Source organism: Sphingomonas sp. HMP6, from assembly GCF_013374095.1.
GTDB lineage: Bacteria > Pseudomonadota > Alphaproteobacteria > Sphingomonadales > Sphingomonadaceae > Sphingomonas.
In genome coordinates this window covers 916852-942609 of sequence record NZ_AP022672.1, presented here as the reverse complement: position 1 = coordinate 942609, position 25758 = coordinate 916852, and the positions used below count along the sequence as shown (strand labels likewise).

The 25758-nt window shown below is 65.1% G+C and carries 23 protein-coding genes and 1 tRNA gene; 12 read left to right on the top strand and 12 right to left on the bottom strand.

Features of this window, described 5'->3' with window-relative positions; all coding sequences use genetic code 11:
* Nucleotides 1–66: 66 nt before the first annotated feature.
* From HMP06_RS04770 to fabD, 4 genes are all read right to left on the bottom strand, one after another.
* On the bottom strand, nt 67–303 hold the full coding sequence (locus HMP06_RS04770) for an acyl carrier protein (protein WP_010186338.1): 237 nt from the start codon (nt 301–303) through the stop codon (nt 67–69).
* A 111-nt stretch (nt 304–414) separates the two neighbouring features.
* On the bottom strand, nt 415–981 hold the full coding sequence (locus HMP06_RS04765; protein ID WP_176496069.1) for a hypothetical protein: 567 nt from the start codon (nt 979–981) through the stop codon (nt 415–417).
* 45 nt (nt 982–1026) lie between these two features.
* Nucleotides 1027–1767 carry a 3-oxoacyl-[acyl-carrier-protein] reductase gene (gene fabG, locus HMP06_RS04760; protein ID WP_176496068.1) on the bottom strand — a complete coding sequence of 247 codons (741 nt, stop codon included), beginning with the start codon at nt 1765–1767 and terminating at the stop codon, nt 1027–1029.
* Between the two features lie 100 nt (nt 1768–1867).
* Nucleotides 1868–2803, bottom strand: a complete 936-nt coding sequence (gene fabD, locus HMP06_RS04755) for an ACP S-malonyltransferase (protein WP_176496067.1) — start codon at nt 2801–2803, stop codon at nt 1868–1870.
* 198 nt (nt 2804–3001) lie between these two features.
* On the opposite strand from fabD, the gene HMP06_RS04750 reads away from it, so the two are divergent.
* The 4 genes from HMP06_RS04750 (at nt 3002) to rplI (ending at nt 4836) form a co-directional block, all read left to right on the top strand.
* On the top strand, nt 3002–3367 hold the full coding sequence (locus tag HMP06_RS04750; protein WP_176496066.1) for an RcnB family protein: 366 nt from the start codon (nt 3002–3004) through the stop codon (nt 3365–3367).
* Nucleotides 3368–3545: 178 nt separating this feature from the next.
* Entirely contained in the window at nt 3546–3980 is a 435-nt protein-coding gene (rpsF, locus tag HMP06_RS04745) for a 30S ribosomal protein S6 (RefSeq protein WP_176496065.1), read from the top strand.
* 13 nt (nt 3981–3993) lie between these two features.
* Nucleotides 3994–4218, top strand: a complete 225-nt coding sequence (gene rpsR / locus HMP06_RS04740) for a 30S ribosomal protein S18 (protein ID WP_010186331.1) — start codon at nt 3994–3996, stop codon at nt 4216–4218.
* 12 nt (nt 4219–4230) lie between these two features.
* On the top strand, nt 4231–4836 hold the full coding sequence (gene rplI / locus HMP06_RS04735) for a 50S ribosomal protein L9 (protein ID WP_176496064.1): 606 nt from the start codon (nt 4231–4233) through the stop codon (nt 4834–4836).
* A gap of 330 nt (nt 4837–5166) precedes the next feature.
* On the opposite strand, the gene mutL is transcribed toward rplI, so the two are convergent.
* Entirely contained in the window at nt 5167–6960 is a 1794-nt protein-coding gene (mutL, locus tag HMP06_RS04730) for a DNA mismatch repair endonuclease MutL (protein ID WP_176496063.1), read from the bottom strand.
* A 157-nt stretch (nt 6961–7117) separates the two neighbouring features.
* On the opposite strand from mutL, the gene HMP06_RS04725 reads away from it, so the two are divergent.
* From HMP06_RS04725 to HMP06_RS04695, 7 genes are all read left to right on the top strand, one after another.
* A complete protein-coding gene (locus HMP06_RS04725; RefSeq protein ID WP_176496062.1) occupies nt 7118–8167 on the top strand; it encodes a rod shape-determining protein in 1050 nt (349 codons plus the stop codon).
* Nucleotides 8168–8304: 137 nt separating this feature from the next.
* Nucleotides 8305–9228 carry a rod shape-determining protein MreC gene (mreC, locus tag HMP06_RS04720; RefSeq protein ID WP_176496061.1) on the top strand — a complete coding sequence of 308 codons (924 nt, stop codon included), beginning with the start codon at nt 8305–8307 and terminating at the stop codon, nt 9226–9228.
* The gene (mreD, locus tag HMP06_RS04715; RefSeq protein WP_176496060.1) at nt 9225–9734 is read left to right on the top strand and encodes a rod shape-determining protein MreD; all 510 of its coding nucleotides are present in this window, start codon (nt 9225–9227) and stop codon (nt 9732–9734) included. The genes mreC and mreD overlap by 4 nt, the downstream gene beginning before the upstream one ends.
* Nucleotides 9731–11836, top strand: coding sequence for a penicillin-binding protein 2 (mrdA, locus tag HMP06_RS04710; protein ID WP_176496059.1), 2106 nt, complete (start codon nt 9731–9733; stop codon nt 11834–11836). The genes mreD and mrdA overlap by 4 nt, the downstream gene beginning before the upstream one ends.
* On the top strand, nt 11833–12960 hold the full coding sequence (rodA, locus tag HMP06_RS04705; RefSeq protein WP_176496058.1) for a rod shape-determining protein RodA: 1128 nt from the start codon (nt 11833–11835) through the stop codon (nt 12958–12960). The genes mrdA and rodA overlap by 4 nt, the downstream gene beginning before the upstream one ends.
* 125 nt (nt 12961–13085) lie before the next feature.
* Nucleotides 13086–13161: transfer RNA gene (locus tag HMP06_RS04700), tRNA-Lys, on the top strand.
* Between the two features lie 94 nt (nt 13162–13255).
* Entirely contained in the window at nt 13256–13711 is a 456-nt protein-coding gene (locus HMP06_RS04695) for a hypothetical protein (RefSeq protein ID WP_176496057.1), read from the top strand.
* A 125-nt stretch (nt 13712–13836) separates the two neighbouring features.
* Here the strand turns inward: HMP06_RS04695 and HMP06_RS04690 are convergent, their stop codons facing one another.
* The 6 genes from HMP06_RS04690 to HMP06_RS04665 all read right to left on the bottom strand — a co-directional run bounded on the left by HMP06_RS04690 (nt 13837) and on the right by HMP06_RS04665 (nt 18821).
* The gene (locus tag HMP06_RS04690) at nt 13837–14667 is read right to left on the bottom strand and encodes a hypothetical protein (protein WP_176496056.1); all 831 of its coding nucleotides are present in this window, start codon (nt 14665–14667) and stop codon (nt 13837–13839) included.
* Nucleotides 14668–14779: 112 nt separating this feature from the next.
* On the bottom strand, nt 14780–15241 hold the full coding sequence (locus tag HMP06_RS04685) for a hypothetical protein (protein WP_232089868.1): 462 nt from the start codon (nt 15239–15241) through the stop codon (nt 14780–14782).
* Between the two features lie 76 nt (nt 15242–15317).
* On the bottom strand, nt 15318–15974 hold the full coding sequence (locus tag HMP06_RS04680) for a hypothetical protein (protein ID WP_232089867.1): 657 nt from the start codon (nt 15972–15974) through the stop codon (nt 15318–15320).
* A 177-nt stretch (nt 15975–16151) separates the two neighbouring features.
* Nucleotides 16152–16766 (bottom strand): hypothetical protein, encoded by a 615-nt coding sequence (locus HMP06_RS04675; protein ID WP_176496053.1) that lies wholly within the window; start codon nt 16764–16766, stop codon nt 16152–16154.
* 100 nt (nt 16767–16866) lie between these two features.
* On the bottom strand, nt 16867–17886 hold the full coding sequence (locus HMP06_RS04670) for a 3'-5' exonuclease (protein ID WP_176496052.1): 1020 nt from the start codon (nt 17884–17886) through the stop codon (nt 16867–16869).
* 113 nt (nt 17887–17999) lie between these two features.
* Nucleotides 18000–18821, bottom strand: a complete 822-nt coding sequence (locus HMP06_RS04665; protein WP_176496051.1) for a hypothetical protein — start codon at nt 18819–18821, stop codon at nt 18000–18002.
* A gap of 209 nt (nt 18822–19030) precedes the next feature.
* On the opposite strand from HMP06_RS04665, the gene HMP06_RS04660 reads away from it, so the two are divergent.
* The gene (locus HMP06_RS04660) at nt 19031–19327 is read left to right on the top strand and encodes an ArsR/SmtB family transcription factor (RefSeq protein ID WP_176496050.1); all 297 of its coding nucleotides are present in this window, start codon (nt 19031–19033) and stop codon (nt 19325–19327) included.
* 116 nt (nt 19328–19443) lie between these two features.
* On the opposite strand, the gene HMP06_RS04655 is transcribed toward HMP06_RS04660, so the two are convergent.
* The gene (locus HMP06_RS04655) at nt 19444–25572 is read right to left on the bottom strand and encodes a DUF3320 domain-containing protein (RefSeq protein WP_197940725.1); all 6129 of its coding nucleotides are present in this window, start codon (nt 25570–25572) and stop codon (nt 19444–19446) included.
* Nucleotides 25573–25758: the final 186 nt, after the last annotated feature.

Here is a 25758-nt window from a genome sequence, read left to right as displayed (position 1 = left end):
GACGGGGAGCCGTTCTGAGTGTTCGACTGCTCGGCTATGCCAGCGGCCCAACCAAAAGCGGAATGCTCAGCTCTTGTGCTCGTCGATGAAGGTGATTGCGTCCTTCACGGTCGTGATCTTCTCGGCGGCATCGTCGGGGATCTCGACTTCGAATTCCTCTTCGAACGCCATCACCAGCTCGACGATGTCGAGGCTGTCTGCGCCCAGATCGTCGATGAAGCTCGCGTCCTCGGTCACCTTGTCGGCTTCTACGCCGAGATGCTCGACGACGATTTTCTTAACGCGGTCTGCGGTCTCGCTCATTGTATCGTCCCTCTGAATATGGGGGTTTTTGGAATTCCTGAACGCACGTAGAACGCGCGTGGTGCGGGCGCAAGAGGCTGGCGGCTCTGGCGGGTGTTGCAAATGGTACGGCTATTTGCCGGCATAAGCCTTTTCGGCATTCGCCTGACCAACGCGCGTGTAGATCGCCATGTTGAAGGCCTTGCCCAGCGCTTGAATCTCCTCGGGCTTCATCGTTGCGACTGGCACGCCGGACTTTTCGAGATGGGCAAAGGCCGCACGGTTGAGCTCGGGGGTAACCTTGCCGGTCGCATAGGTGGCAGTTGCTTCGGCGGTCAGCGCCGAAACGTAATTGGCCAATGTCGGTTCGGTCAGTCCGAAGCGCATGCCCTGCTCGATCGCAGCGTCGTGCAGCACGCGCATCGCGAAATACTGCATCGCCGCGTCCTCGCGCGGTTTCGACCAGCCGTACGAGCGGCGGCACCCTTGGACGACCTGCCCGACCGTCATCATGCTCGCCTTGCCGCTCTTGCTGGTCGGCGCGAACCCCGATTGCACCAGTTCGACCAGATCGGCGCGCGGCAATCGCTCGGTGCGCGACAGGATGCAGCCGACCGGAGGCAGATTCTCGAAGGCCGCATTGGCCGGAGCGGCCCCGGCCACCGCGGCGACCAGCGCCAGAGGTATTACGATACGCATAATTTGAAAGTCTCCCGGTCTTGATCTCGAACATCTACGCGATGATCAGATCATCGCCATCCCGCCATTGACGTGCAAGGTCTGGCCGGTGACGTAGCCGGCTTCGCGGCTCGCGAGATAGACCACCGCTGCACCGATGTCAGCGCCCTCGCCCATTTTGCCCATCGGGATGCGCGCGTTGAGCGCATCCTTTTGCGCATCGGGCAATCCGTCGGTCATCGGCGAGGCAATAAAGCCGGGCGCGACGCAATTGACGGTGATTCCGCGACTGGCGAGTTCCTGCGCCAGTGCCTTGGACATCGCGGTCAAAGCGCCTTTGGACGCAGCATAATTGGCTTGGCCCGGGTTGCCCGTGGTGCCGACGACCGATGTGATTGAGACGATCCGCCCGAAGCGCGCCTTCATCATCGGCCGCGCGGCCGCGCGAGCAAGGCGGAACGCGGCTTCGAGGTTTACGCGGATCACCGCATCCCATTCCTCGTCCTTCATCCGCATGACGAGATTGTCGCGCGTGATGCCGCCATTGTTGACGAGGATATCGAGCTTACCACCGAGGGCTTCGACAGCGGCCGGCACGAGCGCATCGACCGCCGCGCCATCGGAGAGGTCGCACGGCAACGCGACATGATCGCCGCCCAGGCTGTCGCGAAACGCCTCAAGCTTTGCGACATTCGAACCGGAAACAGCTAGCCGCGCTCCCTGCGCTGCCAGCGCGTGTGCGATCGCCGAACCGATCCCTCCCGAAGCGCCGGTCACCAGCGCGGTCATGCCTGTCAGATCGAACATTCTCTTCTCCTGTTCGCCACCTCAGCAAAAGCTGAAGAATCACGCCGTAACGGCGCGCGGTACGATCGCCGACCCCCGGCTTTCGACAAGTTACGCGGTGTTAAAGGGTTTTAACCAATGCCTCGACATCGTCCATCGTTACCACGCTGGTCCCTGCAGCATCTGGCGCGATGCGCTTGACCATCGGGGTCAGCACCTTTCCGCCGAATTCGACGAAGCGATCGACACCAGCCGCGTGCATCGCCAACACCGATTCGCGCCAACGCACCATGCCAGTGACCTGCTCGACCAGAAGGCGCCGGATCGTGTCCGCATCAGCGACCGGTGCCGCCGTGACATTGGCGAAAAGCGGCACCAGGGGTGCGGCAATCCGCGCCTCATCCAACGCCTTTTCCATTGCATCCGCGGCCGGCTGCATCAGCGGGCAGTGGAACGGGGCGGAGACTTGCAGCAGCATCGCGCGCTTGGCCCCCATGTCCTTGGCAATCGCGACCGCGCGTTCAATTGCGCCGCGATCGCCCGACAAGACGACTTGCGACGGATCATTGTCATTGGCGACGGTGCACGTTTCGCCTTTGGCTGCCGCCTCGGCGATCGCGCGCGCCTTGTCGAGATCGGCACCAAGCAACACGGCCATAGCGCCAAGGCCGACCGGCACGGCCGCCTGCATCGCAAGCCCACGATGCTTCAGCAGCCGCGCCGTCGTCGCCAGATCGATCGCACCCGCCGCGCACAAAGCGGTATATTCGCCGAGCGAATGGCCCGCGACATAGGCCGCCTTGTCGGCCAGACGAACGCCGCCTTCCTGTTCCAGCACGCGGAGCGTTGCGATCGCGTTCGCCATGATCGCGGGCTGCGCATTCTCGGTCAGTTCAAGCGCATCCGTCGGACCCTCGGTCATCAGGCGGAAAAGGTTCTGGCCGAGCGCATCATCGACCTCCTGAAACACAGCGCGCGCGGCCGGGCTTGCGGCGGCGAGCGCTTGACCCATGCCGACCGACTGACTCCCTTGCCCTGGAAAAATGAACGCTCGCATCCGCTGAAACTCCTTCGGCGCGGCGGTTAGGCGCGCGCGGTGCGTGCCGTCAACCTGCCCTCCCAACCTGAACCGGACCGATGCGGCCGGGACACTTTGTGACGCATTAGGGTTTCGGCCGGTACGGGTGTGCGACAACCGCACCCCAGATAGGATGCGACGCCGGGAGCATGGCGCCGTTAGGTAAGGAATTGAACCATGAAGAAACTTTTCATTGCATTGCTCGCGACCGCTGCCGTCGCCAGCCCGATCGCCGCGGAAGCGCAGCAGAATCGCAACGACCGCCAGACGACGGTCATCCGCCAGCAGCCAAACGGCCGTACCGTCGTCACCAAGCGGACCGTCACGCGCCCCAACCATTATCGCAAGTGGAACAAGGGCCAGCGCTTCGACCGCCGCTATGCGCAGAATTACCAGGAAATCCGCGATTGGCGGCAGTATCGCGGGCGTCGACTCTATGCCCCGCCGCGCGGCTATCGCTGGGTTCGTTCGGGCAATGACGCGGTACTGATCGCGGTTACGGGTGGCCTGATCGGCGCAGTGTTGGGCGGCGCGTTCAGATAAGACGGCCCGATCCGGGCGGCAGGCTTGCCTTCTGTCCGGATTTCGCTAAGGAAGCAGCCATCGGGGTGGAAGGCGCACGCTTTCCGCCCCGGTCGCTATTTCAGCGGAAGACGATAGCCGGAGGGGCGTTTCGCATGGTGCGGGCGTCAGCGATCGGCCAAGAATGAGAGAAAGCAACATGGCTCTATACGAGCACGTGTTCCTTGCGCGCCAGGATCTGGCACAGGCGCAAGTGGACGCACTGGCCGAAATGGCCGCCGGAATCATCAACGGCAATGACGGCCGCGTCGTCAAGACCGAGAATTGGGGCCTGCGCAGCCTCGCCTACAAAATCGCGAAGAACCGCAAGGCGCACTACGTGATGCTTGAGATCGATGCCCCGGGCAGCGTGATCGCAGAGCTGGAGCGCCAGGTTCAGATCAACGAAGACATCATTCGCTACATGACCGTCAAGATCGACGCTTCGGAAGAAGGCCCGAGCGTCATGATGCGCAAGTCGGACCGCGACCGTGAGCGTCGTGGCGACCGCGAAGGTGGCCGTCCTGACCGTGGCGACCGCCCCGATCGTGGTGACCGCGAAGACCGCCCGCGTCGCAGCTTTGACGGCGAATAAGGAGCTATAGACCATGGCACGCCCATTTTTCCGCCGTCGCAAGTCCTGCCCTTTCTCGGCCAAGGATGCCCCCCGGATCGACTATAAGGACGTCCGTCTGCTGCAGGGCTTCGTGTCCGAGCGTGGCAAGATCGTCCCGAGCCGCATCACTTCGGTGAGCGGCAAGAAGCAGCGCGAACTCGCCCAGGCGATCAAGCGTTCGCGCCATCTGGGCTTGCTGCCCTACATCGTTAAGTAAGGAGCGCACCCCATGGATATCATCCTGCTGGAGCGCGTCGAGAAGCTCGGTAACATTGGCGATGTCGTCAAGGTGAAGGACGGGTTCGCCCGCAACTTCCTGCTGCCGAACAAGAAGGCGCTTCGCTCCAACGAAGCCAACCGCAAGGTCTTCGAAAAGAACCGCGAGAAGATCGTGGCCGACAATGCCGAGCGTCGCGGTGAAGCCGAGACCGAAGCAAAGACGATCGACGGCATCACGCTGACGCTGATCCGCCAGTCGTCCAACACCGGCCAGCTTTACGGTTCGGTCGCGGTGCGCGATCTGATCGACGCGCTTGAGGCCGATGGCCACAAGCTGCCGAAGTCGGCAATCGCGCTCAACAAGCCGATCAAGGCGATCGGCCTGTACGACGTAAAGGTTGCTTTGCATCCCGAAGTCACCGTCACGATCAAGGTCAACGTCGCACGTTCGCCCGAAGAGGCGAAAATGCAGGCCGATGGCGTCAACGTCATGGAAGCGATGTTCGAAAAGGACGAAGCCGGCTTCGTCGAGGCGTACGATCCCAATGCAGAGCCGGGCGCGACTGCTGAAGTCAGCGGCGACGACACCCAGGCCGAGGCACAGCCCGAAGCCTGAGCGTTACCGCTCGCTATAACGTAAAAGGGCCGCCCGGAGTGATCCGGGCGGCCCTTTTCGTGTGTCGCCGCCCCGAGATTTGGGGGGGCTGGAGCGGAGAGGGGTTACCCCGTCACAACGCACGCACTCACCAAAGCCGCGAACGGGATGAGAGCGAGGAAAACGGGAAGAACCTTGGTCATTGGGGCGTCACTTTGTGCTGGGGGTCTGAAAACCAGAACCGTCCACCTTCAAATGCGTATGCGCCCAAATGGTTTCAATACGATGAGTCGTTTTATTTTAGCGGCGAATCGTTGAAAGCGTGCGCTTGGTTTAATCAGCCTGAAAGACTTACCGGCGTCCGAACAGCTTTTCGATATCGCCATGCGCCAGCTTCACCCAGGTCGGGCGACCGTGGTTGCACTGGCCCGAATGCGGCGTGACCTCCATTTCGCGGAGCAGCGCGTTCATCTCGGCGACCGACAGCACCCGCCCGGCGCGGACCGAACCGTGGCACGCCATCGTCGCGGCGACATGGTCGAGGCGTTCTTTCAAGCTCAACGCTTCGTCGAAGGCGGCGAGTTCGTCGGCGAGATCGGTGACGAGACCGATCACGTCGCCCTGCCCCAACATCGCGGGCACGCCGCGCACCAACATCGCGCGCGGGCCGAAGCGGTCGAGGTCGAGCCCGAACTCGCTCAGCTCCGCCGCGCGCGCTTCCAGCCGGTCGCATGCCGGTTCGTCGAGTTCGATCACTTCGGGGAGCAACAGCGCTTGCGACGCCACGCCACCGTTCGCCATCGCCTTGCGCATCCGCTCCAGTACGAGCCGTTCGTGCGCGGCGTGCTGGTCGACCAGGATCAGCCCGTCGGGGCTTTCGGCGACGATATAGGTCTTGGCGACCTGTCCGCGTGCGACGCCGAGCGGGTAATCAGTGGTTTCGGGGGGCGGCGCATAGGCGGGTTCAGCGCGCGCTTGCGGCGGTGGGGTGAAGAAGGTGCGACGTTCGTTGAGCGCGTATGGATTGGTCGAGCGGGGTGTTTCCCACTCCCTCTCTCCCCGGCCCTCTCCCCATAAGGCGGGAGAGGGAGACGGTGTAGCCGCTTCCAGCGGTTCGCTACTCCACGCCGCCATCGCCTCTTTCGGTGCGTGCTGCGACCGGTGCCCGGCCTCATCGAGCGCGCGCCGCAAACCACTGACGATCAGCCCGCGCACCAGCGCCGGATCCCGAAAGCGGACCTCGGTCTTGGCCGGATGCACGTTCACATCGACCGCATCGGGCGGCACGTCGAGGAACAGCGCGACCACCGCATGGCGATCACGCGGCATCATCTCCGCATAGGCACCGCGAATCGCGCCGATCAGCAGGCGGTCCTTCACCGGGCGACCATTGACGAACAGATATTGGTGATCCGCCACGCCGCGGTTGAAGGTCGGCAGGCCCGCAATCCCGCCCAGCCCGATGCCTTCGCGCACGAAATCCACCCCGACGCCATTGTCCACCAGCCCGCGGTCGGTCAGCGCCGCGACCCGGTCGGGCAAGCTTTCGCCGCCCGTCACGCCGAGCGAGCGCCGCCCGTCATGCTCGACCGAGAATCCGATATCGGGCCGCGCCATGGCGAGACGCTTGACGACATCGATACACGCGGCGAATTCGCTGCGGGGTGAGCGCAGGAACTTGCGCCGCGCCGGCACGCGTTCGAACAGCGCCTCGACCCGGACCCGCGTACCGGGGGGAATCGCGGCAGGCCCTTCCGACACCAAGACGCCATTATCGACCACCCGCGTCCAACCCTCGCTCCCGCGTGGCCGACTCTCCAAGGTCATCCGCGCGACACTCGCAATCGAGGGTAACGCTTCGCCGCGAAATCCGAGCGTTGCGACGTTTTCGATGAATTCGTCGGGCAGCTTCGATGTGGCATGCCGCTCCAGCGCGAGCGCCATGTCGGACGGCGTCATGCCGGACCCGTCGTCGGTCACCTCGACAAGATCGGTGCCACCTCCGCCAAGGCGTATCGCGATGCGGGTCGCGCCTGCATCGATCGCGTTTTCGACCAGTTCCTTCAACGCGCTGGCGGGCCGTTCGACCACTTCACCGGCTGCGATGCGATTGACGAGATGTTCGGGCAGGCGGCGTATTGACATAGGTTTTTCTCTAGCCCAAGCGACGGCATCCCGCGACCCGCATTCAACCGAATATCAGAGCGTGGCTATCCCGCCCTGAACGCCCCGGATGTAAGCGACAACGGTAATTGTGCGACCTGTCGGCATCTCTCAAGTCCGACGTGAAACGGAACGATCCATGGGCTTTTTCTCGAATCTCTTCCGTTTTTCATCCCATGACATGGCGATCGATCTCGGAACTGCGAACACTGTCGTATATCTGCGCGGCAAGGGCATTGTGCTCAACGAACCTTCCGTGGTCGCAATCGAAACGATCGACGGCGTGAAGCGCGTCAAAGCGGTCGGCGATGACGCAAAGCTGATGATGGGCAAGACCCCCGACAGCATCCAGGCGATCCGTCCGCTTCGCGACGGCGTTATCGCCGACATCGATGTCGCCGAGGACATGATCAAGTACTTCATTCGCAAGGTGAATGACGGCAAGAAGCCGATGCCGTGGGCGCATCCCCAAATCGTGATCTGCGTGCCATCCGGCTCGACCAGTGTCGAGCGCCGCGCGATCCGCGATGCCGCATCGAATGCGGGCGCGAGCCAGGTGTGGCTGATCGAAGAACCGATGGCAGCCGCGATCGGTGCGGACATGCCGGTGACCGAGCCGATCGGTTCGATGGTGGTCGATATCGGCGGTGGCACGACCGAAGTCGCCGTGCTGTCCTTGCGCGGCGTCGCCTATTCTACCTCGGTCCGGGTTGGCGGCGACAAGATGGACGAGGCGATCGTCTCTTACGTCCGTCGCAACCACAACCTCCTGATCGGTGATGCCACGGCAGAGCGGATCAAGCAGGAAGTCGGCGTCGCAAAGCCGCCGGCGGACGGCATCGGCCTGACGATCAACGTCAAGGGCCGGGATCTGGTCAACGGCGTACCCAAGGAAATCCAGATCAACCAGGGCCAGATCGCCGAGGCGCTGAGCGAGCCGGTCGGTCAGATCGTCGAGGGCGTCCGCATCGCACTTGAGAATACCGCGCCAGAATTGGCGGCGGACATCGTCGATCAGGGCATCGTGCTCACCGGCGGCGGCGCGTTGCTCAAGGGAATTGACGAGGTGCTGCGCGACGAGACTGGCTTGCCTGTCACGATCGCCGACGATCCCCTCACCTGCGTCGCGCTCGGCACCGGGCGAGCGCTCGAGGATCCGGTGTTCCGCGGCGTCCTGCACAGCGCGTAGTCAATACGGTGCGGCGCGCACCGATCTGAAACGTGGATCGCGCGGAACCACGGGTTCCCCCTACTCACGCCGCTCTACATCGCGTACAGCGGACAGACGTTTTTTTGGCGGCCCTCGGGCTTTAGGATGGGGGTAGAATGGCGCCGCCTCGCACTCGGCGCCCGGGTTTTTCGCGGCGGGCGCAATACAGCCTCTTTTTGGGATATGTCATCGCGGTGGCGGGCGCGCTCGTCAGCGCGGTCCTGCTCGCGCTTTCGACACTCGATCCGCCCGCCTTTGCCGCGCTGCGCGCGAGCGTCGGCGAGGTGACGACGCCGATCTCTTCGGGCATTTCGGGCGTTGGACGCTGGTTCGGGTCGATCCCCGGCGGCATCGGAGAGTATCTCGCGGTGCGCGATCAGAACAAGGTCTTGCGCAAGCAACTCGCCGATCAACATGCGCTGTTCATGCGGGCACGGACCTTGTCTTACGACAATCGCCGCTTGGTGACGTTGCTGCGCGTGCGGGAACGCATCGCGGAACCGGTGGTTACGGCGCGGCTGGTAAGCTCCTCGGCCTCCAGCACGCGGCGCTTCGGCGTGCTCAACGCCGGATCTTGGCAGGGGGTGGAGCCGGGGCAGCCGGTACGCGGCCCGGAGGGTCTGATCGGGCGCATTCTCGAAACCGGGCCGAACAGCGCGCGCGTGCTGTTATTGACCGACCCCGAAAGCGTGGTGCCGGTGCGCCGCACGCGCGATGGCATGCCGGCGCTCGCCACCGGGCGCGGCGACGGGCTGATGGACGTCAAGTCGGTTGCCTTCGCGACGACCGATTTCGGGCCGGGCGATGTGTTCGTCACGTCCGGGATCGGCGGGATCTATGCGCCCAACGTGCCGGTAGCGCGGATCATCCGACGTGGTCGCGACGCAGCGATCGGCCGCAGCTTCGCGCAGCCGGACACGGTCGATTACGCGATCGTGCAACGCGCTTTTCTGCCATCGCCCGCGCCGTCCCCTGCTCCTGATCTTGCCCCTGCCGCTGCGCCGCCGGTAATGCCCCCGGCCGGCAGGCCCGCGCAATGAGGACGGTGCGCGGCCGTTTCGACGAGGCGCCCGACCGTAGCTTCGCGCGCTTCGTGCCCGCCCTGACCGTCTTGTCCGGATCGGCGCTCACGCTATGGCCGATCATTGCGAGCGTGCAAATTCTGCCGCCCTTCGGCTTGTTGATGCTGCTCGGATGGCGATTGACGCGGACCGAAAGTTTGCGCGTCTGGGCACCGCTCCCGCTCGGCCTTTTCGACGATCTTGTCAGCGGGCAGCCTTTGGGCAGTGCGATGCTGTTTTGGACGCTCTGCTTTTTCATGATCGACTTGATCGACCAACGCGTCGTCTATCGCGATTTCTGGCAGGATTGGCTGATTGCCGCCGGGTCGATCGGCTTTTGCCTGATCCTCGGACGCCTCGTCACCACGCCGATCTATGCGCATGTCGATACGGTGCTCCTGTTCCAGTTTGCGATATCGGTCCTGCTGTTCCCGCTCGCCGCCCGGCTTTGCGCGATGCTTGTCGGCGCTGAGGATGACACATGAACAGCCCGCTGTTCGGTCAATCCCAGCGCTTGGTGACCGAAGCATCGCAAAGCTACAGCTTCTCGCGGCGCACGTTCGCGCTCGGCGCGGCCCAGGCGGTATTCGGGCTGGCGCTCGCGGGGCGGATGGGCTGGCTCGCGATCGTTCAGAATGAACAATACACGCTCAAATCCGAAAGCAACCGCGTCAACATGACGCTGGTGCCGCCACGGCGCGGCTGGATCGTCGATCGCAACGGCGCGCCGATCGCCAATAACCGGACCGATTTCCGTGTCGATATCATCCCCGATCGGCTCGAGAATAAGGAGGAGGTACTCGGCCTGCTGCGCGACATTCTCAAGCTACCGCCCGAGGAAATGGAGCGCATCGCCACCGATTTGAAGCATGCGGCGGGGTTCCAGCCAGTGCAGGTCGCCGAAAATCTCGATTGGGAGCGCTTCGCCGCCGTCAGCGTGCGCATCCCGGAACTGCCGGGCGTCGCCCCCACCCGCGGTTTCTCCCGCAGTTACCCGGCCGGTGCCGCGGTCGCGCATCTCACCGGCTATGTCGGCGCGGCGTCGGCCGAGCAATTCAAGCAGACGCGCGACCCACTGATGGTCACGCCTGGTTTCAAGCTCGGTAAGGATGGGCTCGAAAAGACACTCGAAGCAACCCTGCGAGGGGTCGCAGGGCAAAAGCGCGTCGAGGTCACCGCGCGGGGCAAGCTCGTCGCCGAGCTCGCGACTAAGCCCGACGAACCTGGCAAGAACGCCCGGCTTACGATCGACATCGGCTTGCAGGATTATGCGGCGCGACGGCTCGGTACGCAATCGGGATCGGTCGTGGTGATGGATTGCCACACCGGCGAGATGCTCGCGATGGTATCGATGCCGGCATACGATCCGAACAGCTTCTCCGACGGGATCAGCCATCTCGAATGGAAAATGCTGTCGGATAACGACCATATCCCGCTGATGAACAAGGTTCTGCAGGGCCTCTATCCGCCCGGCTCGACGGTCAAGCCGATGAACGCGCTCGCCTTGCTCGAAGCGGGGGTGAGCCCGGACCAGCGCGTTAATTGCACCGGCGCGCTGCGCGTCGGCACGGGTGTCTTCCACTGCCACAAGCGGAACGGGCACGGCGCGCTCGATATGAAGACGGCAGTGATGCAAAGCTGCGACATCTACTTCTACGAAATGGTCCGCCGGCTGGGTTACGATAACATCGCGCCCACCGCGCGATCGCTCGGATTGGGTCAGAAATTCGAATTGCCGTTCGGGTCGCAACGCTTCGGCACCATGCCGGACACTGCCTGGAAATTGCGCAAGTACAAGACCGGCTGGACCGTCGCGGATTCGCTCAACGCTTCGATCGGCCAAGGCTATGTCCTGGCCAATCCGTTGCAACTTGCGGTCATGGCAGCCCGTCTTGCCTCAGGGCGCGCGGTGCAGCCGAGCATTCTGGCCGACCATGTCCACCGCAATCCGCCGCCGCTTTCGGTGTCGCCGGACCATCTGCAGCTCGTCCGGAACGCCATGTACGGGGTGGTGAACGAAGGCGGCACAGGTGGGGCGGCGCGGCTTCTCGTTCCCGGCGTAACGCTCGCCGCCAAGACCGGCACCGCGCAAGTCCGCCGCATTTCGATGGCGGAACGTGGGTCCGGCGTGCTCAAGAACGCCGCTTTGCCCTTTAAACTGCGCGATCACGCGCTGTTCGTCTGCTTCGCGCCGGCCGATGCGCCGCGCTATGCCGCCGCCGTCGTGCTGGAGCATGGCGGGCACACCGTCCGTAACCTCGACACCCCGCTGATCGGTCGCGACATCATGACCTATCTGTTCGACAAGGAACGCGCGCTCGCATCGCTCGCCGAGGCCGAACCGACCTGGGGTGGCGATATCAAGACGCGCATGGCGGCCGAGAGCGCCGCGTACCGCGCGGCCGCCGGCGCACCACCGCTCGCCGTCGGTGCGCAGACCGAGCTCAACGCCACCGCGCCGACCGACGCCCCCGCCGTGCGCGCCGCCACCGCGGCAGACGTTGCTGCGTCCGAAGCGCTCGCCAATACCGCCGCCCCGGGCAATACCGTTGCCGAGGATGGAACGACCGAAAGCGATCCGCGATGAGCACCCGCCCCGCCAATGGGCTAGCCTTCGTGCCAGCGCCGCTGGCTCAGCTCCCGTGGAAAATCCTCCTGCTGGTTCTCGCGATCGGCTGCTTCGATCTGCTCGTGCTCTATTCTGCGGCGGGGGGAAATATTCGACCCTGGGCGTTGTCGCAGGGTGTTCGCTTCTTCATCTTGCTGGCGGGTGCAATCGTGCTCTCGCGTGTGCGAGAGGACATGTGGGGCAAGATCGCCCTGCCCGCCTACGGCGTCCTGTGCGTGATGCTGGTGCTGGTTGAGTTGGTCGGTGCGGTGCGCGGCGGCGGGCAACGCTGGCTCGATGTCGGATTCATCCGCTTGCAGCCGTCCGAGCTGATGAAACCGTGCATCGTGCTCGCCTGCGCCAAATTCTACGACATGCTCCCCCCCAATGAAACGCGCCGCTTCGGGGCGATTTGGCCCGCGGCACTCCTCATCATGCTGCCGGCCGCGCTGGTGATGAAGCAGCCCGACCTTGGAACTGCGCTGATGATCACGATCGGCGGCGTGACCGTGATGTTCCTGGCGGGCGTGCCGCTGCGCCTGTTCATTGCCGGTGCTCTCGCGCTGGGCGCGGCGATCCCGCTTGCGATCAATTTCGTCCTCCACGACTATCAGAAGAACCGCATCCTCGTGTTCCTCGATCCCGAGAGCGATCCGCTCGGCACCGGCTATCACATCAGCCAGTCGAAGATCGCGATCGGATCGGGCGGCATTTTCGGCAAGGGCTTCCTGAACGGTACGCAAAGCCACCTCGATTACCTGCCCGAAGGTCATACTGATTTCGCGCTCGCCACGATGATGGAGGAATGGGGCCTGGTCGGCGGCGTGCTGTTGATCCTGGCCTTCTTCGTGATCGTGCAATGGGGGCTGGCCGCGGCATTGCAGGCACAATCGCGCTTCGCAAAGCTGACCGCAGCGGGGCTTGCCGCGACGATTTTCTATTATGTGTCGATCAACATGGCGATGGTGATGGGCATGGCGCCGGTGGTTGGCGTGCCGCTGCCGTTGATCAGCAACGGTGGATCGAGCCAGATGACCTTCATGCTGTGCCTCGGCATCCTGATGTCGATCGACCGCGGCAACCGCAAGACGCCCGGCTGGTAAGGCACGGGATACGTCGAATTCGTACCGCAATGCAAAAAAAGGGTTTGCATCGGGCGACGACGCTGCTAACCGACCGCCTCCCGAAGCGGTCGCGCCACCACGCGCCTCGTCAGACTGCAGGGTTCGGACGCATAGCTCAGTTGGTAGAGCAGCTGACTCTTAATCAGCGGGTCCTTGGTTCGAGCCCAAGTGCGTCCACCATGTTTTCAATGACGCTGGCACAACCTGACATTGTCATTCGGACAACCTATGGTGTCATTCGGCGGATTTCTGCCATTTCTTCGGCGCTAGGGATATGAAAATTCTACCGCAATTAACCACCCTGGGGCAGTTCCGAATGCCCCTCCGGCGCTGGCTGAAGCGGAGTTGCACGATCCCCAACTGCCAAAAGGCCAATAACGCTTTCCCGGTCCATCTCGATTATAGCCGGGTCATACCAACTCTGAACGCAATGACGCTGCCGCAACCAACGCATTTGCAGGAGTTAAAGGGCATCGTCCTCGCCTCCTACCGCCGAGCCTGGCCCTTCCCCACGCTCCTGAAGAACCGATGCCTTGGACAGAAGCAGGCGGGCATCAACATCTACGGCCCAGATATCATCGGCGAAAGTACCGGCATCCAGTGCAAGCGCCACGACACTTTCTCGCTCGGCGTGGTCAAGGCAGAGATCGGCAACGCCGGCAAATTGAAGGGGCATCTGTCCACGCTCCGCATCGTCACGACGGCTGACCACGATGCGAAATTACATTAGGAAGTCCGCATCCTTTCCGACGCCCGCGTCGCGGCCGGCCTTCACAGTCGGTCTGCTATTCTGGAGGAGGTCGTGGCCGACCTGCACCTCAACACCGCGATCCGCACGACGTTCTACCCGCAAATTCACGGGTCCCCGCCCGGTGGTGCCGCGCACCCGACCGCGTCATCGACGGACGGGAAGCTCTTCCCCTCGGCCGCGTCAGGACCCACGCCCGCGAGCGCCTTCGCTGCCTCAGTCATCCTCACCTGATCCTGGAACCATGCTTCGTAATGAGCTTTCAGACGCTTCAGCGTCGATGGCATTCCCGGCAGCCTCACCGGCTTCGCTTCCGGGGCAAGCAGCATGCGGGCGGCGTTCAGGCGTTCCACGAGGAGCCATACCCGGACATGCTCCTGAGCGACAAAGTTGCTGGAGCCTTGCAGGGGATTTTCCCGCCAGACCTTCTCAACGAGCACGTCCATCACCGCATGGTTGGACCTGCCGATCATGAGGTCGATCGCCAACACGTCCGCATCGTCGCCTTGGTAGAACCCGGCCGGGCGCGCCGCCGTCGCCTCCTCCACCTCCAGGGCCCGGGCGCGAAACTCCCCATCGGTCGGCTTCAGCACGGTGTTCGCCGCCTCGGCGAAGGCGACCGCCACGGCGACCCGCTGGCTAAAGGTCAGACCGGGCAAAACATGACCCGGATCGTCGTCAAAACGGGACGCCGCGAGCCAAGACGGAAAATTGGTCTCCCTCGCGCTGCGCCAACACCAGTTGCTCAGCAGATGCCCGACGTCGCGCATCCCGCCCACCGCGTAAACGGCTCCGAAGCCGACACGCTTGTTCCAGTCCCGCGACGGAGGCCGATACAGCCGTCCGGCCTCGTCCCTCACCTCGCGGAACTTCGCGTAAGACCGCGCCAGGATCCGCTCATGCTGCGGATACCCGAGATCGAAAGGAGGCCTCTTCACAGGACGATACTCCCCGCTACGCCCGGAGCGCCCCAAGGACGCGAAGCTCCGAGACGACGTGGAATGCCGCCGGAAGGCCCGCGATCGCGCCCGATCCGCTTCGGCCGCGCCATCATGCAGCACTCTTCTGAAACCGTCGGGCGATCGCCGGCGGCCATGGCTGCTCCGTCAGCCCGAACGCCGCCTCCCACGGTCCGGCCGTGAAGCCGATCAGCCGATCGACCCCATCGGTCCGCGAGATGGACACCACCTTTCCGACGGTCCCCCAGTAGACGTCGATGCACTGGTCCGGGGTCTCGGGCGGTTTCAGTCCGGCGACCGTCGACGCGTGGAGATCGTCCCCGCGCAGGACGGGCGCGGGACGGGTGAACCGCGTGTCGACCAGAGCCGTCCAGCCCTGGCCGGAGTCGACCGTCCACACGCGGTTCGTCCGGTCCTGATCGGCGGCGCCCAGCTGGAGCTCCTCCCAACGGCCATGGGTCGGCGAGATCGCGAGGACAGCCTCGCGAACGACGCGGGCGCGCTCGAGGCGCGTCATCGGCCGACCAGCCTCCATCTCCCTGGACTTCTTCATTCTCTCTCCTCCTCGTTGTTCGACGATGTCGCAGCCGGCACCGGCCCGCCGTGTCAGCCGGAACCCGGGGATGTCGTCAGGGTATGCGGAAATCATCGCCGTCATCGACGAAGGCCGGATTGCGGCCTCCGGCCCATCCGTGGCGGAGGTCCAGCTCTTTCAGCCGCCTGCGGATCGTCGAGATGGAAGGCGGCAACAGTTCCGTCCGGCCCGCGGAGACCCGTTTCGGGTTGAGGCGGCCGAGCTCGTGGCGCGTGCGGACCTCGAGCCGGTCAGCGACGATCAGCGGCGTCCTGACCCCGAGCCAGAGGTATTGATCCTCGACGATCGCATCGACGATGCTGCGCCCATCCTCGCCGCGCACCCACGCGTCGGGCTGCCGGGAGACCGCGCGGGGAAAGAAGGCGCCATCAGCGCGATCGAACATGAGCCGCAGGTCGTCGACGTAGTGCTTGGCGACGAAGTGGGCGAGCGTGAGCGGCGCCGACTGCGGGAGCGTGACCGGATCCTCGATGAAGAGTAGACCCTTGGGGAGACCAATCGCCTCGTGGTCGGGAAGCGACGCCCAGCCGTCCACGTCGAGCAAGTCTCGAAGGCGCGGCGATGCGTTCATCAGGTAGCAGCGGCCGGCGCCGATTCGCGGATCCGCCATGATCTCCGCGTTACCGATGCAGTTGTCGCGCATCAGCTCGAGCGCCAGATGGAGACCCTCGAAAAGATCCTCCGGCGGCATTGCAAACGGGTCGAAAGCGGCAGCGCTCCGATAGTCCTTGTGCCTGGGTTCCATCTCTAGTCTCCCCTGAGCGCCGCGAGTCGCCGCGACGCGGTTCGAAGTCATTCCGGTCCTAGCCGGTCATTCGTTCAACAAATCTGAAGCGTCCTTCGCGCGGCCCGCGCCGCCGGTTCGGCATCAGGCGCCCCATGGCAATTTCAGGGGCTCCTGGCCGGTCGCGAAGACCAGCGTCGAGAACCCGGTGCCATGGCGGGAGTAGTCGATCCGGTCGACGGTCCAGCCCTGGCCGCAGAACAACGGATGGTCGACGAGCCGATGCACGGGGCTTCCGATGCAATCGTCGGCGAGCGTCCCGGCGCGGCGACCATCGATCCTCAGCAAGCCGAGGCCGTGCACGCTGGTCAGCAGAAACGGGCCGACGTCCATCACGACCTCCAGGGAATCGCCGTGCACTCGGACTTTTGGCAGTCCAGCCGGGCGACCCGACGCCCATCGGACCGCGAGGCCTGCGCCGGAGCGGTGGACGGTCGGATCCACGGACCGGTCCGGACGCAGCCACGGACCGGGTGCACCGACTTCGGGGGGAACCCGGTCCCGATCGACCGCGGTCGCACGGGCGTGTCGGAGCTCGTGCGCCGTTCCGACGGGCCAGGGCCATCCGGCGGGCGGCCGCAGGCGTCCGACGACCTCGTCGAGCCGCAATTGCTCCAGCTCCAGCGCGCGGAGGAGGATGGGCGAGACCAGACGCACCGTCGACCGGAGATACGAGCGATACGCCCGCAGGATCCGCACGTCAGCGAGCCGTCGGATCGCGCCGACCTGGGATCGCGCGCGCTCCAGCGCAACACGGCCGGAGGCGTCAGCGGCGGACCCGTCGCCGGGATCCTGACGGTCATCGATGGCGCTCGAACCTCGTCATGCGGACGAAGTCCGGGCCGAGCGCCTTCGGGTTCGCCTCGGCGGAATAGACGTGGCCGGCGAGCCAGAACTCCTCCTGCATCCGGTCGGCGTCCGAAACCTCGCGCCACCACAGCTTGCGCTCGGCGTCCCAGCGGTAGCCGCGCAGACGCAGCAGATCCTTGACCTCGAACGCGGCGCCGCGCGCGCGGAGGACCCACGAATTCGCGTCTGCCCGCTCGACCAGAGCCGCAAGCGCGGTGCGGCCGTCGGCGAGACGGTGCCCTAGCAGCGCGATCACCCCGTCGACGTCCTCGCCGGCGCGGTGGCCGTCGTGGAACCAGCCGGCCTGGCCGAGCAGCCAACCGAGCGCCCGCCCGTCGAACCCCGAGCCGCGCCAGTCGATCTCGTTGCAGCTGCAGGCCCAGGCCAGGCCCGCGGCGTCAGGCAGACGGCGCTCGACGAACTTCCTGTCGAAAGCGGCGTTGTGCGCCACGATCACGGTTGCGCTCCGGAGAAGACGCACCGCCGCATCATCGTCGATGGACTGGTTCTCCAAGACGGAATCCGTCAGCCCGGTCAGCCTGGCGATCTCCAGCGGGATCGGGCGGCCCGGATCCTCAAGCCAAGCGTAGCTACGGTCGATCGCCACGATCACACCGTCGCGGTCGTAGCGGAACCGGCGGAGAGCCAACTCGATGATCCGGTCTCTGGCGTGGTCGATCCCCGTCGTCTCCACGTCGATGGAAACGCCGATGAAGGGAGCGTCGGACGTTCCGAGGCCTGTATGTCCCTCCTTCAGTTCAAGACGCCGAAGCACCCGGTACTCGGGGTGACCTTCGAGCGCTTCGGCAAACCGCGACAGGCCGGCTGCTCCGGCATCGGGAGCCGAAGCGTCGCCGCTGTCGCGCCGCAAGGGGTGGCCCTCGGAATCGTGTCGGACGGCGCGAACCCGGTCTGGTTGTGCGACGATCCCGCGGGCTCGCGGTCCGACTGACTTTTCATTGTCGTTCATGTCGATCTCCTGGGCGCACGCGGGCCGCCTCGCCCGGGCGGACGATGCGGCAGCGGCGTGGATGTTGGAGCGGCGGGTTCTCGGGGGGGGCGCCCGTCGGGCCGGATCAGGGCTCAGGCGGCGAAGCGCTGTTCCAGGTTGAGGTCGAGGCCGGCGGCGAGCGGGCTGTCGGGTTCGGCGGCGATGAGCAGCAGCAGGTCACGGATGGCCGGCGAGACCATCACCTCTGCGAAGGTGGTGGTCGGATCGAAGCCCATGGTCACCTCCGCGACCGACGCCGGACCGGTGCCGTAGCGCCAGGCGAGGCGCTGCGCCGCTTCGATCGCGTCGGTGCAGATCGACGCATGAAACGCCTGCAGCGTCGTCGCTCCATCCTCGTGGACGAGCGTCGCGGTGAAGAGGCGCCTCGTGCCGCTCCCGAAAGGACGCCCACCACGGCCCGCGGCACTGCCGTTCCATTCCCGATCCGCGCCGCTGTCCGGGTCGGATGCATCCGCGCCCTCCTCGTCGTCCGACCCGAACGTCCCGTCGTCGTCCGGATCGGCGTCTGCGCCGCCGTCATCATCGTCGTCGTCCGGACCGTCCTCGACGAGAACGTCGATGAAGCCGGGTTCGGCATCCAGGCCGATCGAGAGCCCGTGCAGCAGAAGCGCACGCATGAAGTTCTCGCGGCCGAGCACCGCGTCGATCGCGGTGCCGCCGCCGAACAGCCGGCGCGGCGCGAGCAGCCAGGTCATCGGGTCGTGCTCCTCTCCGTCCCGCTGGAACCGCGCTCCGGTCTCGGCCGCGATCAGCGCAAGGCGGGTGAGACCGCGGCGCGTCGTGGGCATCGCGCGGTCGGACGCGGTGTCATGGTCGAGCGGGTCCTCGTAGTTCCTCATTATGGAGGGCGCCTCCAGGTTGCTGCTCCGGCGCGTCGGCATGAGTGCGGTCATCGTCATACTCCCTTCCCGGCCGTCTCCCGGGTCCCGATGGGGGTGCCGGCGGCCGTGGCCAGGATATAAGGAACGACAATTATAGTTCAACGGTTCCAGAACTGTGACGTAGGTTGTGTCCGTCCCATTCTGAATCACTTCGCTCGATCGCGGAGAATTCGGTTCCACGACGTCCTTGAGGTTAACGGCGCTTCGACTATTCTAAAGGGATGGAAAAGACTTCGGCGATGTCCGTGATGAGCGCGCTGGCGCAACCGACCCGTCTCGCGGTATTCTCGATGCTCGCAGCATCCGGTCCGGAAGGCCTCACCGCCGGCGAACTGGCAGAGCGGACCGGTACGCCCGGCAACACGATGTCCGCGCACCTCCTCATCCTGTCGCGGGCCAACCTGGCATCGTCCAGGCGTGCCGGACGCAACATCTTCTATGCGGCGGAGCCGGACGCCGTCCGGCAACTCGCGAAGTTCCTCGGACAGGTCGCGGATGGGAAGTCGCAGCATCGCTGACGGCCGCTAGCGGTTGGATCTGCAGCCATGCCGTCAATGCAAGCGTCGAGCAGTAGAAGTCGATTGGCATGCCCTTGCCAATGGAGACTCGCGACAGTTCCGCCACCCCCCGCCGTCTACGTCGCGAACCGATCTCTTATGTAGGCATGCGTCTCGCTTGGCCCGAACTCCTGGGTCGAGTTGCCTGCGCGCACGAAGAACCGTTCGGTGACGACACCCGCACGATCCGACGTGGACACGAACGCCGCAGAGCTCGAGCGGTCCATGTCGATGCGACATATCTCGACGCCTTCGTGCAGCGGAAAGCCGATCCGGATCCTGGACGCACGAAACGCCGTTCCGAAGTGCTTTATTAGCAGATTGGTTAGATGGAGCTCGAGCTTGTCGCGTCCTCCCCCGCCAAGCGTGGCGTAGTCGCGGTCCAGACCGGCCACCGTGCCGTCGTCCGCGACGCCGATCAGCAAGATGCCCCCGGAATGGTTCGCGAAGCCGGCGAGCGTCTTGACGACCACTTCCTCCAGCTTTCGGTTCACCTCGCTGCGCGCGATGTCCCAGCGGAGCGTCTCCTTGAATTCAAGGCGTTCGCCCTCCCCGCCCAGAATCAACGTCGACAATGGGCTCTTCGGACGTTCGGCCGCCTCCACCGACGGGGCCGCGGCACCGGTCACGAGCATTCCGTTGCGCCGGGCCAATCGTTCGCCGCCAACTGCACCTTCGATCACCCCGTTAAGCAGGTCCCGTAGCTGCCCGCTCGTGGATTTGAAGCCGACCGCCCGCGCTGCCGCCTGGATCACCTGGTCGTCCGTCGCACCGTAGTTCGCACGGACCACGGCCAGGATGGCCATCTCCAGTTCGGCCGGCGGAAGGCTGTCCGACTTCTTGAGCGACGGCGATCGCACGTCGGTTCGATCCCGCACCTTCGGCGACTTGCCGGGGATGGAGAGGAAGTCGCCCTCCTCGACAAGCCGTCCTTCGCGGACTGAGACGTCGATCGCCTTCTCGACCGCATCCTGGATGCGACCGCCGGCGCGCTTGAGGCCCCAGGCGTCACGGAGCCTATTGACCACCTCGAAGACATGCACCGGGCCCTCGATCCTCACGACCTGCTCCGCAAGCGCAGAAAGCGCCCCGCGTGGAGCGTCGTGAAGCTCGCACAGCAGATGCCGTGGACGCTCGATCAAAGCCTCCTCGTATATCGCCGTGGCTGGCGCCGCCTCGGTCGGCGCGAGGCCCACCTCGGTGAAACCCTCCCGCTCCACGGTGACGATCTCGACGCCCACGGTGCGCCGCTGCGAGCTGCCGGCCGCCTCGGCATCGTGCTCCGCCTTCGCCGCTTCGATTCGCGCCAACAGGAGTTCCATCTGCTCGTTCGGGCGCTGGAACCAGTCGGTGCTCCAGATGCGGTGGATCGTCCAGCCATGGCTCTCGAGCACCGACTGACGCAGACGGTCACGCTCCCGCGCCGAGCGCGCATCGTGGTAGGACGCTCCATCGCACTCGATGCCGAGGAGATAGCGCCCCGGACGCTCAGCGTCCGAGACGGCGAGATCGATGAAGAACCCGGCCAGGCCGACCTGACGGTGAACCTGATACCCTCGGGCATGCAATGTCCTGGCAACCTGCTCCTCGAACACGCTGTCGTGGTCGCGGCCAGTGCTTTCTGCCATCGTCATGCGCCCGGTCCTGGCGAAGTGCAGGAACAGCTTGAACGCAAGCACACCCTTGCGGGTCGCGGCGAAGTCGGAGTCGATGTCCTCGTCCGACATCGAGCCGAACACGTCGCAACGCTGCTTGGCACGGCTTATCAGCACATTCAGTCGCCGCTCGCCGCCATCGGTGCCAAGCGGACCAAACCGCATCGGCACCCTGCCCCCCGGCACGGTGGGGCCATAGCCGACCGAGATGAAGATGACGTCCCGCTCGTCGCCCTGCACGTTTTCCAGGTTCTTCACGAAGAATGGCTCGGATGGGTGCGACTGAAAGAAGCTCTCTACCTCCGGAGGCAGACCACGACGGATCACCTCGAGCTGATCCAGCACCGCCCGGCGCTGCGCGGCCGAGAAGGCCGCGACGCCGAGCGAGAGGTCGGGATGATCCCTGGCATGCGCCACGATCGCCTGGGCGACGATCTTCGCCTCGACCATGTTCGTCCTGGTCCCGCCCGCATCGAAGACGCCTTGCGGGATACGGTGGAAGCGAAGGCCCATCCCGGCATCGGCGGTGTAGGGGCTAGGCACGATGAACAGCTTGTTCTCGTAGAACTGCCGGTTGCTGACGGCGATCAGGGACTGGTGCTTGCTGCGATAGTGCCAGCGCAGCATCCGCATCGGGAGCCCGCGCGCCGTGAACAGCCCGAGAATGCTCTCGATGTCCGCGACCCGCGTGCCGGAGTCCTCGTCGTCGTCGGAGCCGCCACCCGTCATCTTGGAAAAGAAGGCGGTCGGCGGGAGCTGCTTGGGGTCGCCCACGACCACGACCTGCTTCGCCCGTGCGACAGCGCCGAGCGCATCGACCGGCTGGATCTGGCTCGCCTCGTCCATGACGAGCAAATCGAACTCGAAGATCCCAGGCGCCAGGAACTGCGCGACCGAGAGCGGGCTCATCATGAAGACCGGCTTAAGCGCCTGCACCGCCGGAGCAGCCCTCTCCATGAGCCGCCGGATCGGCATGTGGCCACGTCGGCGCGCTATCTCGGCGCGTAGAACTCCGAGAGGACCCACCGATCCGCCGTCCCGGGCGGGAACCCCGTCGTGGTGCGCACGGACGACCTCGAAGCTCGCGGACGCGATGCGCTGCCGGTCCATATCGGCGAACTCGCGCGCCAGCCGACCATGAAGGGTGCCATCGAAGGTGCCCAGTGCGGGATCGCGCCTGATCTGGTCTGCGTATACGGCCTCGTAATAGGCCATCTCGAACGCCGACACCGCGCCGTCCGTGCCAAGGCGCCCATCGGCCAGCCGGCCGACGAGATCGTCGCAGCCCAGAGCAGACGCACGCTCTGCCCGGTCACGATAGGCGGTCCACTGGAACAGCCTCTCACCCGAACCGTGCCATTGCCGCAGATGGGCATTCAGGACGGACAGTTCGACCATGTCGAACCGTGATACGTCGAGAGCTGCCGGAAGATCGAGCCGGAGCTGCTCGGCGACCGTGTCAAGGTCTCGGGCAATTGCCGCTGCGTCCGCCGCGAGCCGATCCGCCGACGCTGCAAGCGCCGCACGGTCGGCGATCCGGCTGGCAAGCAGACGGATGTCGCCGTTCCCGATCAGCCAATCGGCCGCCGCCCTTAAGGCCTCCCAATCCGTCCGTGCCCCCTGCCAGGCACCGCCGAATGCGCCGTGCCCCAGATCTGCCCGCTCATCGAGGATCGCGTTCCGCTGCTGCTGCTCGATGAGATCCGCCAAGCGTCGACGCCGGATCTCAAGATCCGCTGCGACATCTGCGAAGGCGACCGTGGTCGCCGTGTCGGCCGCGTGGACCCGCGCCACAACCGCCATCAGAGAGGAGATGTCGGCTCGGTCCGGCGAAAGCGCCTCGCCGAACGCCACCGTCCGCGTATCACCCAGCGCCGCCCACAGATCGGCGGCCAGTAGCGCCGCCTGACCAAGCTGATCGGAGGTCCGCTCGGCTCGCGTTCCGACCTCCACGCGGTCAGGCCGGTTGGCGGCGATCATGCGGGGTTCGGGGCCCAGGGCGTGCAGCGACCGCATCCATGCCACTACGGTCGTCAACGGAGCGCTGGCCGAACGGACGCCACGCCACGTCGCTCCGAACGCCGCGCGGGCGAACACCTCCTCGTTCTCGATGCTCAACTTCGCCGCCTGTCCCCTAGCCAGAGCGTCCAGGAGCATCAGGGTGCCATCAAGCGTGGACGCGGGAGAGGTGAGAATGGACCGCACGAGCCTGTTCGCGCGCCGCCATTCACCGCTCAGAATGCGCAGGAATCCCGTGCCGTGCGACGCGAGCGTCGCGCGAGCCGGAGCAAGGTCCATCGACCAGGCGCCATCGGTCAAATTGCCCGAGACCGCACTGAGCGCCTGCTCATAAGCCGCCACCGCTTCAGCGACGTCGGAGGCCCGCTCGACGCCGCCCTCCCATACGTCTGCAGCAAAGGCGGCAGCGTCGCCTTCCGGAGCGACGGCAACGCGCTCGGCGATCGAGGCGAGCCGTCGGACCCCTTCGATGGAAGTAGGGGCATCCCGACCCATCGCCCGCGAAAGGCCGCCCGCCTCGGCCATGAGGCGTGGCAATAAGGACGACAACGTTGCGACGCGCACGAAATCCTCGGGCGCGAAGCCTGCGGGCAGCTCTGCCAATGCGGCCGCCGCCTCGATGAGATCAGCCCCCCAACCGGCATCGGCGACCACAGACGTGAGGGCGTCTGCAAGGTCAGCGTGCCGCTGTCCGACGGCGAGCAACGCAACGATCGCGGCGCTAGCGTCCGCCCAGGTCGCACTCGACATGGCGGCGGCATCGATCGCCGGCGCGCCTGCGATGCGCGACGCGAGCGCGGCTAGATCGCCGATGCCATCGATCGAGCGCACGGGCGGACGCTCGAGCTCGGACGCGATCGCCGCCTGCGCTTCGTCAAACGCCGAAACCTTCTCGATGATCGCAGAGAGCCGGTCCTGAAGGCGCTCAACCTCGGTCGGAAGAATCGAAGAAAGGCCGACCCCGCGCCATGGGTGATCGGCAGGGCGGCCGACGACCCTGATACGTTCGGCGAGGTCGCTGACCACCGCGTGCCGCTCAGCGAAATCATCCCCTGTCCAAGTCTCGGGCGATACGAGCGCCAGATCCCCCGGCCGCTCGCCATCGAGCTTCAGCCGCGTGAGCTGGCCGATCACCTGATAAGGGGTCAGCCCGGACGCGGGATGCGTGTCGTGCATGCGTCGCGCATGATCGTTGAGGCGATCGCGAGCCTCCGTCAACCGGACGTGCAGGCTCCCGGGATCCTGACGTCTTGGCGCGCCTAGCTCCCAGGTCCGTCGCAGTTCCTCCAGCACCGCCTTCTTGTTCGCCTTGTTGCTATGCAACTCCAGGCAGGCGTCCCCAACACCGGTCGCGTCGAGGCGGCGCTTCACGACCTCTAGGGCCGCCATCTTCTCGGCGACGAAGAGAACGGTCTTTCCGTCGGCGACCGCCGAGGCGATGATGTTGGCGATCGTCTGGCTCTTGCCCGTGCCTGGCGGGCCCTGGATGACCATGTCGCGCCCGCGCCGGACCTCGTGCACCACCAGCGCCTGCGAGCTGTCGCTGTCCACGATATGGAGCATGTCGGACGGCGAGATGAAGGGGTCGATGTTGGCATCTTCGGGGATCATGCCCTCGCTGCCACCGAAACCGTCCGAAAGGAGTCCGCGCACGAGCGCCCGGTCGGTGATCTTCCCCCCGTTCGGCCAGGTTTGCGGGTCGAGATCCCGATACATCAGGAACTTGGCGAAGGAGAAGAACCCGAGCACGATGACGTCGGGCTGGACCTCCCAACCAGGCTTCGCGGAGACGGCTTCCGCCACCTCGCCGAAGTAGACTGCGGGATCGAACCCGTCGCTAGCCTCGAACGCGGGCAGTCGAATGCCGTGCACCCTGTCGAGGAACGCCTCCAGCGACAGATTGGAGGCGTAGTCCTCCTGGCGCATGCGCAGCTTGAACTTCTCGCCCGCGTTCCCGCGCTCGAGCTGCACAGGGACCAGAACGAGAGGTGCGAAGCGAACGTTCGCCGCATTGCCGGGATCGATCCACTTCAAGGCGCCGATCGCGAGGTACAGGATGTTGACGCCCTGCTCCTCCTCGAGCGTGCGCGCGTCGAAGTAGAGTTCAAGCAGGCGCTTCTGCAGCCCCTTCGGCGTTAGCCGGGTCTGCAGCCTAGTGTCGGAATGACGTGAGAAGACGCCCCGGTCGTCCGCGACGTCGTCCTCGGGCTGCGCGAGGTCGGCGATCTCGTCGGCGTCCTCCGCGGTTTCCTGATCCTCAGCCGCGTCGCCGGACGCCGCCGCCTTTCCGGCGAGGAAGGTCAAGGGCTTGGCCTCCTGGACCAGGATACGGAACACCTCACGCCCTACCTCGTCGACGATCTCGACGGCCTTTGCCCCCTTGGACGAGCGCGGCATGTTGAGCAGGCGGTTGCGCGCCGACAGGTCGAGCAGTTCGGTGCGCGCACGGTCCAGCTTCTCGTCGATGGGAAGGTCGCTCTGGAAGACGGAAACCGGCGCGTCTCCGTCCTCGATAATCGGGCTGCTTGCCAACGTTCCAATCCCCCTAGATTCGGTATCGCCAAATAGGCGACAAAGCGGACGCCAAGTCCAGCCATCCATAACCAGACCAACCACTCTTCTTGTTGTTATCCATGGATCAATCGGACGTAGCTAACGTTATCGTTTAGTCACTAGCAAGCCTACATATGCCGATCAGCGGCCGTTTCGCCACTCATC

Bases quoted from the DNA above. Each gene is read 5' to 3' on its own strand.
- mreC (WP_176496061.1), top strand. From the start codon at position 8,305: ATGGCGCCGCCTCGCACTCGGCGCCCGGGTTTTTCGCGGCGGGCGCAA.
- mrdA (WP_176496059.1), top strand. From the start codon at position 9,731: ATGAACAGCCCGCTGTTCGGTCAATCCCAGCGCTTGGTGACCGAAGCA.
- rpsF (WP_176496065.1), top strand. From the start codon at position 3,546: ATGGCTCTATACGAGCACGTGTTCCTTGCGCGCCAGGATCTGGCACAG.
- HMP06_RS04765 (WP_176496069.1), bottom strand. From the start codon at position 981: ATGCGTATCGTAATACCTCTGGCGCTGGTCGCCGCGGTGGCCGGGGCC.
- fabG (WP_176496068.1), bottom strand. From the start codon at position 1,767: ATGTTCGATCTGACAGGCATGACCGCGCTGGTGACCGGCGCTTCGGGA.
- HMP06_RS04770 (WP_010186338.1), bottom strand. From the start codon at position 303: ATGAGCGAGACCGCAGACCGCGTTAAGAAAATCGTCGTCGAGCATCTC.
- rpsR (WP_010186331.1), top strand. From the start codon at position 3,994: ATGGCACGCCCATTTTTCCGCCGTCGCAAGTCCTGCCCTTTCTCGGCC.
- rplI (WP_176496064.1), top strand. From the start codon at position 4,231: ATGGATATCATCCTGCTGGAGCGCGTCGAGAAGCTCGGTAACATTGGC.
- HMP06_RS04660 (WP_176496050.1), top strand. From the start codon at position 19,031: ATGGAAAAGACTTCGGCGATGTCCGTGATGAGCGCGCTGGCGCAACCG.
- rodA (WP_176496058.1), top strand. From the start codon at position 11,833: ATGAGCACCCGCCCCGCCAATGGGCTAGCCTTCGTGCCAGCGCCGCTG.
- HMP06_RS04665 (WP_176496051.1), bottom strand. From the start codon at position 18,821: ATGACCGCACTCATGCCGACGCGCCGGAGCAGCAACCTGGAGGCGCCC.
- HMP06_RS04680 (WP_232089867.1), bottom strand. From the start codon at position 15,974: ATGCCGCCGGAGGATCTTTTCGAGGGTCTCCATCTGGCGCTCGAGCTG.
- HMP06_RS04670 (WP_176496052.1), bottom strand. From the start codon at position 17,886: ATGAACGACAATGAAAAGTCAGTCGGACCGCGAGCCCGCGGGATCGTC.
- mreD (WP_176496060.1), top strand. From the start codon at position 9,225: ATGAGGACGGTGCGCGGCCGTTTCGACGAGGCGCCCGACCGTAGCTTC.
- HMP06_RS04695 (WP_176496057.1), top strand. From the start codon at position 13,256: ATGAAAATTCTACCGCAATTAACCACCCTGGGGCAGTTCCGAATGCCC.
- HMP06_RS04725 (WP_176496062.1), top strand. From the start codon at position 7,118: ATGGGCTTTTTCTCGAATCTCTTCCGTTTTTCATCCCATGACATGGCG.
- mutL (WP_176496063.1), bottom strand. From the start codon at position 6,960: ATGTCAATACGCCGCCTGCCCGAACATCTCGTCAATCGCATCGCAGCC.
- HMP06_RS04750 (WP_176496066.1), top strand. From the start codon at position 3,002: ATGAAGAAACTTTTCATTGCATTGCTCGCGACCGCTGCCGTCGCCAGC.
- fabD (WP_176496067.1), bottom strand. From the start codon at position 2,803: ATGCGAGCGTTCATTTTTCCAGGGCAAGGGAGTCAGTCGGTCGGCATG.
- HMP06_RS04685 (WP_232089868.1), bottom strand. From the start codon at position 15,241: ATGAAGAAGTCCAGGGAGATGGAGGCTGGTCGGCCGATGACGCGCCTC.